This window comes from Tardiphaga sp., assembly GCF_044336785.1.
Classification (GTDB): Bacteria; Pseudomonadota; Alphaproteobacteria; order Rhizobiales; family Xanthobacteraceae; genus Tardiphaga.
In genome coordinates this window covers 13,642-27,775 of the sequence record NZ_JBIIOT010000033.1, presented here as the reverse complement: position 1 = coordinate 27,775, position 14,134 = coordinate 13,642, and the positions used below count along the sequence as shown (strand labels likewise).

The following is a 14,134-nucleotide window of genomic DNA, read 5'->3' as shown; positions in this document are numbered from 1 at the left end:
AAGGGGATGGACATGGACGCTGGCGTGCTAAGACGTCAGCGTTCTATCTTTGGAGTCCCCCATGCGCAGCCTTGCGATCGTTCTCGCCAGCACCTTATTCGCTTTCGCCCCGCCCGCATTTGCGCAGCAGACGCCGCCAGCACCGCCGCCTCCGGATTTCTCCAAGGTGGACATCAAGTCCACCGATCTTGGCGACGGCGTCTACATGCTGGAAGGCATGGGCGGCAACATGACGCTCGCCACAGCGAAGGTCGGCGCCATCCTCATCGACAGCCAGTTTGCGCCGCTGCATGACAAGATCAAGGCGGCGATCGCAAATATCACCTCGCAGCCTGTGAGATATGTGGTCAACACGCATTTTCACGGCGATCACACCGGCGGCAACGAAGCCTTCGTCAAGCAAGGCGCAACCATCGTTGCCAATATCAAAGTGCGGACGCGTCTTGCGAAGGGCACGGCGAATTTTCTGACCGGCGCGCAGAATCCGCCCGCTTCCAAAGCTGCGCTGCCGACGCGCACTTTTCCGAACCGTCTGTCGCTGAGCCTGCGTGGCCGCATCGCCGAGCTCCGGCATATCAAGGACGCCCATACGGATGGTGACAGTTACGTCTACTTCAAGAGCGCCAATGTGATCTCCACCGGCGACACCTTCACCAATGGCCGCTACCCAAACATCGACACGCTCAATGGCGGCAATATCAAAGGCATGATCGCTGCGACCGACACCTATCTGAAGCTGGCCAATGACAAGACCAAGATCGTGCCCGGCCACGGCCCGCTCGGCGACAAGGCGGCCCTCGCCGCCTATCGCGACATGCTCATCACCGCGCGGGATCGCATGACTAAGCTGGTCAAGGACGGCAAGACCGAAGAGGAGGTGCAGGCCGCAAAGCCCTTCGCCGACCTTGATGCGAAGTGGGCGCCGAACGAGACGGCAGCAAAGAATTTTGTTCGTGCCGTCTATGGATCGCTGGCGCCGAAGAAGGCGGGAGTGAAGTGATGAAGGATCTCCTCCCGCTTGCCGAGAAAGTCGCGATCGAGCTGATCGCGCGCAAGCAGACCATTGGCGTCGCCGAGTCCTCCACCGGAGGATTGATCTCGGCCGCGCTCCTCGCAGTGCCCGGCGCGTCCGCCTATTTCATCGGCGGCGGCGTGATCTATACGCGCGATGCGCGGCGCGTGTTGATGGATATCTCAGATGACGCGTTTCGCGTGCCGGGCATGCGCTCGTCTTCCGAGCCCTATGCGCAACTGCTGGCAGGAACGATCCGTGAGCGATTGGGATGTGATTGGGGATTGTCGGAGACGGGAGCCACAGGGCCAAGCGGCAATCGCTACGGTGATGCCGCGGGGCATAGCTGTATCGCCGTGGCAGGGCCGGCGAATGAGGTGATGACACTAGAGACGGGCAGCAGCGACCGGCAGGAGAACATGCAGGTGTTTGCCCAGACGGCGCTGACGTTCTTGTTGAAGAATCTGAAGGGGTAGAAGCGACGCTCGCGTAGGATGGGTTGAGCGTCAGCGATACCCATCACCACAAGCGTCGGTGTTTGTGGTGATGGGTATCGCTTCGCTCAACCCATCCTACGACTATGCGGCAGCCACCGTTTCCGCCCGGATACACCGCACCACGCGATCACCCGCGAGCTCCACATTCGGCGGCAGAGCTTCCGTACAACGGTCCTGCACAAACTTGCAGCGTGGCGCGAATGAGCAGCTCGCTGGCTTGGTGTCGAGCGAGGGCGGCGTGCCCGGAATGGTCTCCAGGCGCTCGCCGCGTTTGGCACCATGCACCGTCGATGACAGCAAGCCCTTTGGATACGGATGAACTGCCGAGCGCACGATCTGGCTCGTAGTGCCCTGCTCCACGATCTGGCCGGCATACATCACGGCGACGCGGTCACAGATTTCGATAGCGACGCCGATATCGTGGGTCACGAAAATGATCGACATGCCGAATTCGCGCTGCAGCTCGCGCAGCAGCAGCAGGATCTGGATCTGCACCGTGGCATCCAGCGCCGTGGTCGGCTCGTCCGCCAGCAGGATCTTTGGTTTGCAGGCCAGTGCGAGCGCAATCATCGCACGCTGGCGCATGCCGCCACTCATCTCATGCGGATAGGCATCGAGACGACGCTTGGCCGATGGAATGCGCACCACTTCAAGCATCTCGAGTGCGCGCTTCATGCCGTCGGCCTGGCTCTTGCCCTCATGGCGCATCACGCTTTCGGCAATCTGCTGGCCGATGGTGTAGACGGGATCCAGCGCCAGCGCCGGTTCCTGAAAAATCATCGACACGCTCTGGCCGCGGAATTTTGACAACTCGTCGTCATCGAGCGCCAGCACATCCTTGCCCAGCACATTGATGCTGCCGGTGATCTGCGTGCGCTTCTTCGGCAAGAGCCGCATCAACGCGCGCAAGGTGACGCTCTTGCCCGAACCGGATTCGCCGAGCAGGCCAAGCACCTCACCCTGCTTCACCGACAGGCTGAGATCGTTCACCGCATAGACGGTGCGTTCGCCGCGGAAGGTGACATTGAGATTGCGGACGTCGATCAGATTGGTCATGACAGTTCCGGACATTTCAGATGGTGATCGGTCGCGCGCTGGAATGTGGCGCCGATGGTCAGCAGCGTCGGTTCGTCGAACGGCTTGCCGATGAGCTGCATGCCGACCGGCAGCTTCGCCTTGGTGAAGCCGGCAGGAATCGAAAGCGCGGGCAGACCGAGATAATTGATCGGGCGTGTGAAGCGCGTAATGCGCTGGATCAGCGCCTCGGCACCTGGGCCGTTGCCGATATCGGTCTCGTCGATCCGGGGCGCCGCCATCGGCGACACCGGGGCGAGAATGGCATCGACGCCGGCGGCCGCCGCGAGATGCGCCGCGAGTGCAGGACCGCGCCAGCGCAAGGCTTCGAGATAAGCCACGCCGGTGACGGCGAGACCGTTTTCGAGACGCATCAAAACCTGCGGGCCGTAATCCTGCGGGCGCTCGATCATCCAGCGCTTGTGCAAAGCTGCGGCCTCAGTGGCCACGACGAATTGCGAGGCGGCGGTGAGCTGCGGCTGATTGGGCAGATCGATCTCGACGATCTGGATGCCCTCATCCTTCAGCGCTGCAATCGTGTTCTGCAGGATCGCGGCGACCTCGGGATCGAGATCGTCCACATAGAACGCCTTGGGAATGCCGACGGTCATGCCCTTCGCGGACGCCTTGGTGGCGGCCATGTAATCCGGAACATTGCGCGTGCTGGTGGTGGGATCGAGCGGGTCGGCACCGGCCATCAAGCCCGTGATGAGCGCGCAATCCTCGACAGTGCGCGCCAGCGGGCCAACGGTGTCGAGCGATTGCGACAGCGGCATCGCCCCAGCGCGGCTAACGAGGCCTGCGGTGGTCTTGAGACCGGACACGCCACAGAAATGCGCCGGCATCCGGATCGAGCCGCCGGTGTCCGAGCCGAGCGCTGCAAAGGTCAGGCGCGCGGCGACCGCCGAGCCGGAGCCCGAAGACGAGCCGCCGGTGGCATGCGCGACATTCCATGGATTGCGAACCGGACCGTAATGCGTGTTGTGGCCGAGTGGCCCGAAGGCGAACTCAACCATCTGCAGGGAGCCCAGACGGACGGTGCCAGCATCCTTGAGGCGCTGCAGCGAAGTGGCCGTGGTCTTGGCCACCCAATCCTTGCGGATCTTGGAGCCGCAGGTCACCACATGACCCTCATCGTAATACATATCCTTATGCGCCATCGGGACGCCATGCAGCACGCCATGGTTCTCGCCTTTGGCGAGCGCGACATCCGCCGCGTCAGCAGCCTTGAGCGCAGCATCGGCCTCGATGGACATATAGGCGTTGACATGCGGCTGCCATTTGGCGACGCGATCAAGACAGGATTGCGTGGCTTCGCGCGACGAGATTGTCTTGTCGGCGATGGCCGCTGCGATCTCGGTGACCGACAGCAATGCGGGTTCGGTGGCGCTCATTTGCCGACCTTTCCGTTCTGAACCGCGAGATAGGTCGCGGGTTCGATGTCGAGCGGCAATGTCCCGGCGATAGCGGCAAAATTCTCGAAGGCTGGCCCCATGGAGACGGCAATGCGCTCGGCGGTCTCATCGGACGCCGACACACCGGTCACTTCGGACAGAACCTTGATCTGCCTGGCAGATGGTTTCGCCATGTCACTGGACTCCCGCGCTGGGCGCTTTGCTGTGACCGGAGCCCGGGATCGCCATAAAGCACGCGGCCTGATGACCGCTCGCGGTGATCTCCGTTAGCAATGGTTTGCTCTCGCCGCACATGGCTTCGGCAAACGCACATCGCGTGTGGAAACGGCAACCGGATGGCGGGTCGATCGGGTTCGGCGGATCGCCGGTGATCGGCGGCACTTCGGTGCGGTTATCGGGATCGGTGGACGGCATCGCCGCCAGCAGCGCGCGCGTATAGGGATGTGCCGGCGCGTCCCAGACGTCATCCACCGGGCCGAGTTCAACCACTTCTCCGAGATACATCACCAGCACGCGGTCGGAGATGTAGCGCACCACGTTGAGGTCGTGGCTGATGAAGAGATAGGTCAGGCCGAATTCGCGCTTGAGGTCGACCAGCAGATTGAGCACCTGCGCTTCGACAGATTTGTCGAGTGCCGACACGGCTTCGTCGAGAATGACGAGGCGTGGTGACAGCGCCAGCGCACGGGCGATGTTGACACGCTGGCGCTGGCCGCCGGAGACTTCGTGCGGATAGCGATTGGCAAAGGTCTCGGGCCGCAGCCCGACCTTGCCGAGCAGATCGCGGGCCAGCGCACGCGACTCCTTGTCGGACATGCCATGCACCTTGGGTCCGAAAGCGATGGATTCCTCGATGGTGAGACGGGGGTTAAGCGACGCGTAGCTGTCCTGAAACACCATCTGCATGCCGCGGCGCAGTTCGCGCAGCGTCAGTTCGCGGCCGACAGCGCGGCCATCAAAAATGATGTCGCCGGAATTGCGATCCATCAGATGCATGAGGAGACGCGCGGTGGTGGATTTGCCGCAACCGGACTCGCCGACGATACCAACGGTCTCGCCCTTGCCGATGGCAAAGGACACATCATCGACCGCACGCACGGTCTTGCTGGGCGCGAACAGCCCGCCGCGCACCGGAAAATGTTTTGTCAGGCCTTTGACGTTGAGCAAAGGCTGCGCTTCGCCGCCGATGTCTTCCAGCGGTTCGAGCATCTTGTCGGTGATTTCGAGTGCATCTGTCATGGCGTCAATTCCGGATATCCATGGCGCTGCGCATGCCGTCGCTCAGCAGGTTGAAGCAGATCGACACGGCGAAGATCATCACGCCAGGCAGCGCTGCCACCCACGGATTGACATAGATCGCAGTGCGCAGCGTGTTCAGCATCAGGCCCCATTCCGGCTCTGGCGGTTTGGTGCCGAGACCGAGGAATGACAGACCAGCGGCAAGGATCATGGACACCGAGATCAGGCCCGTCGCATAGACGAAGATCGAGCCGAGCACATTGCCCAGCATGTGCACGCGCATGATGGTGAAGGTGCCCGCACCCGAGGCGCGCGCGGCTTCCACATAGTCCATGTTGCGTACGCCGGTGGTGACACTTTCAGCCACGCGTGTGATCTGAGGCACGAACACGATGGTAAGCGAGACGATGGAGTTGACGATGCCGGCGCCGAGCGCACCGGAGATCGCGATCGCCAGCAGCACCGATGGGAAAGCATAGAACACGTCGATGGTGCGCATGATGGCGGTGTTGAGCTTGCCGCCGACATAGCCGGCGACGAGGCCAAGCGATGTGCCGATGATGAAAGCCAGGATCACCGGCAGGATGCCGATGAGCAGCGACAGGCGGCCGCCATAGATCAGGCGGGCCAGCATGTCGCGGCCGAGTTCATCGGTGCCGAGCGGATAGTTCGGCGTGCCGATGGCGCGCAGGCGGCGGATCATCGAGCCCTGATAGGGATCGGCGAGACCGAGATAGGGCGCGAAGATTGCGGCGAGCAGGATCAGCAGCAGGATCGCCGCGCAGGCCATGGAGACCTTGTCGCGGCGGATGCGGCGACCGACCGTGGCCCAGTAGCCGCGGGCTTTATTGACGGGAGCTGCCTGCAAGGCGTTGTCGGTGAGAACGGTCATGGCGTCAGGCCCGCTTGATGCGCGGATCGATGGACGCCTGCGCGATATCGACCAGAAGATTGAGGAAGACGAAGAACAGCGCCAGCACCAGGATCGTGCCCTGCAGCAGCGGCAAATCGCGCTGGAAGATCGCCGAGTTCAGCAGCAGGCCAGAGCCGGGCCAGGAAAACACGGTCTCGATCAGGATCGAGCCGCCAAGCATATAGCCGAGCTGCAGGCCCATCACGGCCAGCGCCGTGGGCGCAGCATTCTTGATGACGTGCTTGAACACCTTGAATTCCTGCAGGCCTTTTGCCCGCAGCGCCTCGACGAAATCCTGCGAGAGGATGTCACCGGTCAGCGCACGCACGGTGCGGGTGACGATGCCCATGGGGATCACCGATGTCGTGACAGCCGGGAGGATGAGATACTTCATGTGCTCCCAGTCCCACGCCCAGGCAGCGGAGCCACCGGAGCCGGCGCCCACGGCGGGAAGCCAGTTGAGCTGCACCGAGAAGATGATGACCAGCACCATGCCGAGCCAGTAATGCGGCACGGACACGCCGGCGATGGCGATGGAGGTGGCGACCTTGTCGACCCAGGTGTCGCGGAAGTAGCCGGCGATCAGGCCGAAGAAGAGACCCAGCGTGAAGCCGATGGCGGCGGCGAACACCGCGAGCATCACAGTGTTGCGGACGGCGTTCATGACTTCAGCGAGCACCGGACGGCCGGTGGCGATGGAGGCGCCGAGATCGCCATGCAGTGCGCGCCACAGCCACAGGCCGAACTGCACCGGCAGCGGCTTGTCGAAGCCGTAGGCAACGCGCAGCTGCTGCGCGAGCTCTTGCGAGGCATCAGCCGGGAGCACGGCGACCAGGGGATCGCCAGGGGTGATGTGCACCAGCAGGAAACACACCAGCGCGACGCTGAGAATGATGGGGATCGCGTAAACGACGCGGCGCGCTGCATAACTGAACAAGGGGCACCTTTGCTTTCTTCCCCTCGCCCGCGAAGCGGGAGAGGTTGCCTGAGCGAAGCGAAGGCGGGAGAGGGAGCAACAAAGCACTGCGCTCGTGGTCCCTCTCCCGTCTCAATCCCGCTTCGCGTGATTGATCCACCCTCTCCCGCAAGCGGGAGAGGGGAAGAGAGTTACGGCGTCATCGTCATCGTCGAGAAATCGACGAACCAGCTCTTCGGCTGCACAAAGCCCTTGATCTTCGGGCTGAGCGCGCGCGGGCCGACATCGTGGGCGACGTAGAGGAACGCCGCATCATCCACCGAAGCGGCATGCAGTTCGGCCAGCGCCTTGTCGCGCTCACCGGCCTCAAACGTGGTGCGTGCCTTCTTCACCAACTCGTCGAATTTGGGATTGTTGATGAAACCCCAATTATTCGAGGTCGGAGGTGCCATCGACGACTGCAGGAAGCGGACCAGCGCGAAGAACGGATCCATCGCTGCATAAGTGACGTTGGTTGCGTTCGCGCCATTCGCCGTCGGGTCCTTGGCGCCGCGGCGCCAATTGGTGAATAGCGTATTCCACTCGATGACGTCGAGCTTGACGTCGAAGTAACATTCCGCCAGCGCCTGCTGCATATATTCGTTCATCGGCAGCGGCTGCATCTGGCCGGAGCCCGATGCCGAGGTCTGCGTCTTCACGGTGAGCTTCTTGTTCGGGCCGTAGCCGGCCTCCGCCATCAGCTTCTGCGCTTCCTTCAGATCATATTTGATCTTGAAGGACGGGTTGCCATACCAGGGATGGCCGGGCTCGAAGGTGCCGGTGGCAGGCACCATCAGGCCGGCGAGCAGGCCGTCGCGCAGACCTTCGCGATCGATACAGAGATTGGCAGCCTTGCGGACGCGGATGTCGTTCCAGGGCGAGCCTTCGATGCGCGAGAACTGCCACGGCCACACATGCGGCTGTTCGTTCTTTTCGATCTTGAAGCCGCGTGCGGTGATTTCCTTCACCGCATCCGGCGCCGGTGCTTCGGCCCAGTCGATCTGGCCCGAGAGCAGTGCCGCAGTACGCGCATTGGCTTCGGGCATCGGCAGCAGCACGAGGCGATCGACCTTCGGCACGCGCGCCTTGTCCCAATAGCCATCGTTCTTTACCAGTTCGAGACGCTCGCGCGGCGTGAACTTGGCCATCTTCCATGCACCGGTGCCCGATGCATCCTTGGAGAACGCATCCCATGCCGCGGTCGTCTTCGCCTTGGCGTCGGCACCCTGTGCCTTGTCATAGAATGACTGCCACTTGGTCGGGCTCGCCATGAAGAGATTGGTGAGATTGATCGGCAGGAAGGAGTCCGGCTCCTTCGTCGTCAGTTCGACGGTCATGTCGTCGATCTTTTTCGCCGACACCAGGGTCGGCATGCGCGACGCGGTGACGCCGACCTGGCTGGCATCGAATTGCGGCGCATCCTGCTTCAGCACCTTGTCGACGTTCCACACCACGGCATCGGCATTGAAGTCGCTGCCATCGTGGAATTTGACGCCGGGACGCAGCTTGAAGGTCCACTTGGTCTTGTCGCTATCGTTAACTGCCCATTCCGTAGCCAATCCGGGGATCACAACGCTCGGCTTGGTGGCAGACGAGAGGTCCCACAGCGTGAGACCCTCATACATCGTGTTGCCGGTGAAGCGGTTGCCTTCGAAGCCCTGATCCGGCTGGCCGAGCGTGCGCGGGATATCCGCAGCCGTCATGCCGATCTTCACGACGGTTTCAGCGAGCGCAAATTGTGGAAGCGTCAGTGCTGTCGCGACGGTGAGCATCGCGAGAGCGGTCTTCAATCGGCCCGTGACTGGTTTGTGGATACGCATTCTGACTAGTCCCCTTCGTGTGAACGAAATTCAGTTGGCTAATTCTGATGCAGTGCAATGCAACGCGCGTGCCACAAATCAGAGCAACGTGCGCTTGTGGTGTACACCCCCTTCGCCCGCGACCGACTGGCACAGGCCTCGCGAGAGGTAAGAGTGTGGCATTAAGCTTGCTTGCATGCCAGCGACTGTATCCAGATCAGGAGTTGGGGATGAGTTTTAGATTTTCTTTCGCAGGCGCGGCGTTGGCGGCTGTTATCGGCCTCACTGCACCCGCGAAAGCCGAGACCGTTGTGCGCTACGGCATTTCCATGGCCGATGTGCCGCTGACCACTGGTCAGCCGGATCGCGGTGCGGGCGGCTATCAATTTACCGGCTACACGATCTATGACCCGCTGGTCGCGTGGGAGATGGATGTCGCCGATCGCCCCGGCAAACTCATCCCCGGCCTCGCCACCGAATGGAAAGTGGACGACAAGGACAAGACCAAGTGGCGCTTCACCCTGCGCAAGGGCGTCAAGTTCCACGATGGCAGCGACTTCAATGCCGATGCGGTGATCTGGAATCTCGACAAGGTGCTCAATGAAAAGGCACCGCAATTCGACAAGCGCCAGAGCGCACAGGTGAAGACCCGCCTGCCCTCAGTCGCAAGCTATGCCAAGATTGATGACGGCACGGTGGAAATCACCACCAAGGCCGTCGATAGCTTCTTCCCCTACCAGATGCTCTGGTTCCTGGTCTCCAGCCCCGCGCAATATGAGAAGGTCGGCAAGGACTGGGACAAGTTCGCGTCGCAGCCCTCGGGCACGGGTCCGTTCAAATTGACCAAGCTCGTTCCGCGTGAACAGGCAGAGCTCAGCAAGAACGTCGATTACTGGGACAAGAAGCGTATTCCGAAAGCGGACAAGCTGGTGCTGATCCCGATGCCGGAAGCACTCACCCGCACCAATGCGCTGCTCGCCGGTCAGGTCGATCTGATCGAGACGCCGGCTCCCGATGCCGTGCCGCAGCTCAAGGGCGCCGGCATGAAGATCGTCGACAACGTCACGCCGCATGTCTGGAATTATCATCTCAGCGTGCTGCCGGGCTCGCCTTGGACGGATATTCGCCTGCGCAAGGCACTCAATCTCGCCATCGATCGTGATGGCGTCGTTGCCCTGATGAACGGCCTCGCCAAGCCGGCCATCGGCCAGGTCGATCCGTCGAGCCCGTGGTTCGGCAAGCCGAACTTCAAGATCAAATATGATCTCGCCGAAGCCAAGAAGCTGGTGAAGGAAGCCGGCTACGGCCCGGAGAAGCCGCTGAAGGCGACCTTCATCATCGCCAATGGCGGCACCGGCCAGATGCTGTCGCTGCCGATCAACGAATTCCTGCAGCAGAGCTTCAAGGAAATCGGTGTCGAGGTCGAATTCAAGGTCGTCGAGCTCGAGGTTCTCTACACCGCGTGGCGCAAGGGCGCGGCCGATGAGAGCATGAAGGGCATCACCTCGAACAACATCGCTTACGTCACCTCGGACCCGCTCTACGCCATCGTGCGCTTCTTCCATTCCGGCCAGATCGCACCGGTCGGCGTGAACTGGGGCGGCTACAAGAATCCGAAGGTGGACGCGCTGATTGACGAGGCGAAGAACAATTTCGACGTCAAGAAGCAGGACGAGTTGCTCGCCGAAGCCCATGCACAGATCGTCGACGACGCCGTGCTGGTCTGGGTCGTGCACGACACCAACCCGCACGCGCTGTCACCGAAGGTGAAGAAATTCGTGCAGGCCCAGCACTGGTTCCAGGATCTGACGACGATCGGTCTGGATTGAACCAACCACATATCTGTCGTCACCCGGCTTGACCGGGTGACCTAGTGGACTCACCGCTGATGCATAACCGCTGAAGCCCGCGTTTACTGGATCCCCCGCTTTCGCGGGGGATGACATCTTTGCGGAGCAGCAACACCAACGAACTACCTAAGCCTGACGATCACACCTTCATTGCCGCGTAGCTCGAGCGGCCCCGGAACATTCTCGCCTTCGCGATCCAGTTCCGTCGAGACCAGCACTTCGCCTGCCCCCACATGCAACGAGGCCGGCTCGCCGGTGAAATTCAGTGCGATCAGGACCGACTGGTCATCATAGGTCCGCCGATAGGCCAGCACGGCCTCCTGCGTCTCCATCGGATCATAACTGCCGAAGACCAGCTCCGGCGTCCGCTTTCGCAAAGCGATCAGCTTCACATAGAGCGTAAGGATGGATTGCGGATCGACGGCAAGCGCTACGGCATTGTTCTCGCGATAGTCGTCACCGAGCGGCAGCCACGGCACGCCGCTGGTAAAGCCGGCATGCGTCTCTGACGCCCATTGCATTGGCGTACGGCAGCCATCGCGGCCGACGCCGATACCAGGCACGTTCTTCTCGAACGGGTCCTGTACCTGATCGGGCGCAATCGGCACCTGTTTCATGCCAATCTCGTCGCCGTAATACAGCGTCGGCGTGCCGCGCAAGGTCAGCAGCAGCATCGCCGCCACGCGCGACTGTGCTTCTCCCACGCGCGTCGCCACCCGCGGCCGGTCATGATTACCGAGCACCCAGTTCGGCCAGGCACCAAGCGGCAAGGCCGCCTCATAGCGCGCGATCAGATCGGCGATATCAGGCGCATGCCATGGCGCCGACAGCAGCGCGAAATTGAACGGCAGATGCGCGCCGCCAAGGTTTTCGCCGTAATAGGCGACCAGACGATCGATCGGCAGATAGACCTCGCCGATCAGCACGCGGTCCTCGAACTCGTCCACCACCTGACGCATCTCGGCGACGACATCCTGCGTCTCCGGACGATCCGCCGAATAGAGCGTGACCAGCGTTTCATGCGGAGGCCGGCCGGCGACGTAGTTCGGGTTGGCGGGATTGTCGCGAAACTGGTCGTCCTTGATCAGATGCCAGATCACATCGACGCGGAAGCCATCGACGCCGCGGCGCATCCAGAACCGCATCACCTCATAGATCGCATCGCGCACATCGGGATTGCGCCAGTTGAGATCGGGCTGCCGGTCGAGAAAGGCGTGATAGTAATATTGCCCCGTCGCCTCGTCATATTGCCACGCGCTACCGCCAAATTCCGACAACCAGTTGGTCGGCGCGCTGCCATCGGGTTTTGGATCGCGCCAGATATACCAGTCGCGCTTCGGATTATCTCGTGATGAGCGGCTGCCGACAAACCACGGATGCTCATCGGAAGTGTGGTTGGGCACGAGGTCCAGAATGACCTTCAACCCGCTCTCATGCGCAGCTTCCAGCAGCGCATCGAAATCATCCAGCGTGCCGAACAGCGGGTGGATATCGATATAGTCCGATATGTCGTAGCCGAAATCCGCCATGGGCGACGGGAAGATCGGCGAGATCCAGATCGCATCGACGCCGAGCTGGCGCAGATAGGGCAAGCGTCCGACGATCCCCTTGAGATCACCGATGCCATCGCCGTTGGAGTCCTGAAACGAGCGCGGATAAATTTGATAGATGGTGCCGGCCTGCCACCACACGGATGCTGCTTTATTCATGATGCGGATTGAACCCGACCCAATGAGCGGAAATCGGCACGAAAAAGCGGCCCTTCCGAGGAAGGGCCGCCGAATCGCGCTGTCAGTAACTTAGTAGCGTTCGATGACAGTTCGACGCTCGACGCCGCCATCATAGTAGCCGCGATCGCGGTTACGCTTGATGATCACCGTCTCGTTGCGGTCGCGGCGATCGCGATAGTAATCGCGGTCATAGTCGCGATCGCGATAACGATCGCGGCCCACGGCGCCTACGGTAACACCGCCTGGGCCGACGCCCACGCCGATTTCCTGTGCGCTCGCGGTGGTCACCGGAAGTGCGGTACCAATGGACGCCGCAGCCACGGCGATGATGGCAAGATTCCTAATCATGACGTGCCTCCTCATTTGTTATTCGATGAGGAAGCAATCCATGGTGGCAGGGTTCGTTCCGGGCGGTGTTACGAATCCGTTAGATAAAGGCCGGGATGCGCGAGGAACCAATTGCGGGTCAGCTGCGCGAAGATGAACGGAGCCGTAGGATGGGTTGAGCGCAGCGAAAACCCATCAATCTTATGAATTGCAGCTGATGGGTTTTCGCGACCCCGCTCAACCCATCCTACGACTCATTCTCCCGCCATGATCGCATTGGTCGGCGTTGGTCGATCCGTAATCTGCTGGCCGAACAGACTGCCGACCAGTTCGACCATCACACGCGCCGTGCGGCCGCGCTCATCGAGGAACGGGTTGAGCTCCACCACATCCAGCGAGCACATCAGGCCGCTATCATGCAGCAGCTCCATGATGAGATGCGCCTCGCGATAGGTCGCCCCACCCTGCACCATGGTGCCCACGCCGGGCGCGGTGATGGGATCGAGGAAATCCACATCCAGCGAGACATGCAGCACGCCATTGCGCGCTTTCACGCGCTCGATGACACGGCGGATCAAAACGCCGACGCCGAATTCGTCGATCTGGCGCATGTCGATCAGCGAGATGCCGCGCTGCTTCACCAACTCCTTCTCGAGCTTGTCGATGGAGCGGATGCCGAACAGATCGAGATGATCCGGCGTGATGGATGCGCGTGGCTCGTTGCCAAGCAGGCCATCAAGACCGGGCTCCCCGCACAGGAACGCCGCCGACATGCCGTGCATATTGCCGCTGATGGTGGTGGCCGGCGTGTTGTAGTCGGCATGGGCATCGAGCCAGAGCACGAACAGTTCGCGCCCCTGCGCCTGCCAGTGCCGCGCAACGCCATTGACCGAGCCCATGGACAGGCTGTGATCACCGCCGATGAAGATGGGCAAGGCACCGGACGCAGCGAGCGTATACGCCCGCGCGCTGAGGGCCTGAACATAGGCCTGGATGTCGCGGTAGTGCTTTGCATTGGCAGGCGGCGCATCATCGCTTGTCGGCGTTGGCATCGTCAGATTGCCGTGATCCTCCACGGCGAAGCCCAGCTCTTCCAGCAGCGGCTTTAGCCCAGCCGTCCGCATGGCATCCGGCCCCATCAGCGTGCCGAGCTGCGATGCGCCGATCTCGACAGGAGCGCCCAGCAAGGCGATGCGGTTCGGGCGGAAAGGCTTGCTCATGCATGGGCTCCTGAATGGCTGCCGCGTTTGTCATCATCGCGCGGCGAAATCATGAAAATATTGTCCGAAATGCGCTTTCCGCAGTGCAACGCAATCGAACCAT

General features: G+C 61.7%; 13 protein-coding genes. 3 read left to right on the top strand and 10 right to left on the bottom strand.

Features of this window, described 5'->3' with window-relative positions; translation table 11 throughout:
- The first annotated feature begins 61 nt into the window (after positions 1–61).
- A complete protein-coding gene (locus ACIQ2A_RS11880; RefSeq protein ID WP_398479221.1) occupies positions 62–1,000 on the top strand; it encodes an MBL fold metallo-hydrolase in 939 nt (312 codons plus the stop codon).
- Positions 1,000–1,488, top strand: coding sequence for a CinA family protein (locus ACIQ2A_RS11875; RefSeq protein ID WP_398479219.1), 489 nt, complete (start codon positions 1,000–1,002; stop codon positions 1,486–1,488). Before ACIQ2A_RS11880 ends, ACIQ2A_RS11875 begins: the two co-directional genes overlap by 1 nt.
- A gap of 102 nt (positions 1,489–1,590) precedes the next feature.
- Here the strand turns inward: ACIQ2A_RS11875 and ACIQ2A_RS11870 are convergent, their stop codons facing one another.
- The 7 genes from ACIQ2A_RS11870 to ACIQ2A_RS11840 form a co-directional block, all read right to left on the bottom strand.
- Positions 1,591–2,565 carry an ABC transporter ATP-binding protein gene (locus tag ACIQ2A_RS11870; protein ID WP_398479217.1) on the bottom strand — a complete coding sequence of 325 codons (975 nt, stop codon included), beginning with the start codon at positions 2,563–2,565 and terminating at the stop codon, positions 1,591–1,593.
- Positions 2,562–3,977, bottom strand: coding sequence for an amidase (locus ACIQ2A_RS11865; RefSeq protein ID WP_398479215.1), 1,416 nt, complete (start codon positions 3,975–3,977; stop codon positions 2,562–2,564). The genes ACIQ2A_RS11870 and ACIQ2A_RS11865 overlap by 4 nt, the downstream gene beginning before the upstream one ends.
- Positions 3,974–4,171 (bottom strand): hypothetical protein, encoded by a 198-nt coding sequence (locus ACIQ2A_RS11860; RefSeq protein WP_398479213.1) that lies wholly within the window; start codon positions 4,169–4,171, stop codon positions 3,974–3,976. The genes ACIQ2A_RS11865 and ACIQ2A_RS11860 overlap by 4 nt, the downstream gene beginning before the upstream one ends.
- 1 nt (position 4,172) lies before the next feature.
- Positions 4,173–5,237, bottom strand: coding sequence for an ABC transporter ATP-binding protein (locus ACIQ2A_RS11855; RefSeq protein ID WP_398479211.1), 1,065 nt, complete (start codon positions 5,235–5,237; stop codon positions 4,173–4,175).
- Positions 5,238–5,241: 4 nt separating this feature from the next.
- Positions 5,242–6,129 carry an ABC transporter permease gene (locus ACIQ2A_RS11850; RefSeq protein ID WP_398479209.1) on the bottom strand — a complete coding sequence of 296 codons (888 nt, stop codon included), beginning with the start codon at positions 6,127–6,129 and terminating at the stop codon, positions 5,242–5,244.
- 4 nt (positions 6,130–6,133) lie between these two features.
- Positions 6,134–7,087: an ABC transporter permease gene (locus ACIQ2A_RS11845; RefSeq protein ID WP_398479207.1), complete on the bottom strand. Its 954-nt coding sequence runs from the start codon at positions 7,085–7,087 to the stop codon at positions 6,134–6,136.
- Between the two features lie 170 nt (positions 7,088–7,257).
- Complete coding sequence (locus ACIQ2A_RS11840) at positions 7,258–8,877, bottom strand: ABC transporter substrate-binding protein (RefSeq protein WP_398479276.1); 1,620 nt, start codon at positions 8,875–8,877, stop codon at positions 7,258–7,260.
- 257 nt (positions 8,878–9,134) lie between these two features.
- Between ACIQ2A_RS11840 and ACIQ2A_RS11835 the strand changes: the two genes are divergently transcribed.
- Positions 9,135–10,733, top strand: coding sequence for an ABC transporter substrate-binding protein (locus ACIQ2A_RS11835; protein ID WP_398479205.1), 1,599 nt, complete (start codon positions 9,135–9,137; stop codon positions 10,731–10,733).
- A gap of 143 nt (positions 10,734–10,876) precedes the next feature.
- Here ACIQ2A_RS11835 and ACIQ2A_RS11830 read toward each other — a convergent pair whose 3' ends face one another.
- The 3 genes from ACIQ2A_RS11830 to rocF all read right to left on the bottom strand — a co-directional run bounded on the left by ACIQ2A_RS11830 (position 10,877) and on the right by rocF (position 14,031).
- Positions 10,877–12,463 carry an alpha-amylase family glycosyl hydrolase gene (locus ACIQ2A_RS11830; RefSeq protein WP_398479203.1) on the bottom strand — a complete coding sequence of 529 codons (1,587 nt, stop codon included), beginning with the start codon at positions 12,461–12,463 and terminating at the stop codon, positions 10,877–10,879.
- A gap of 90 nt (positions 12,464–12,553) precedes the next feature.
- On the bottom strand, positions 12,554–12,832 hold the full coding sequence (locus tag ACIQ2A_RS11825) for a hypothetical protein (protein ID WP_398479201.1): 279 nt from the start codon (positions 12,830–12,832) through the stop codon (positions 12,554–12,556).
- Between the two features lie 233 nt (positions 12,833–13,065).
- Positions 13,066–14,031 (bottom strand): arginase, encoded by a 966-nt coding sequence (gene rocF, locus ACIQ2A_RS11820; RefSeq protein WP_398479199.1) that lies wholly within the window; start codon positions 14,029–14,031, stop codon positions 13,066–13,068.
- Positions 14,032–14,134: the final 103 nt, after the last annotated feature.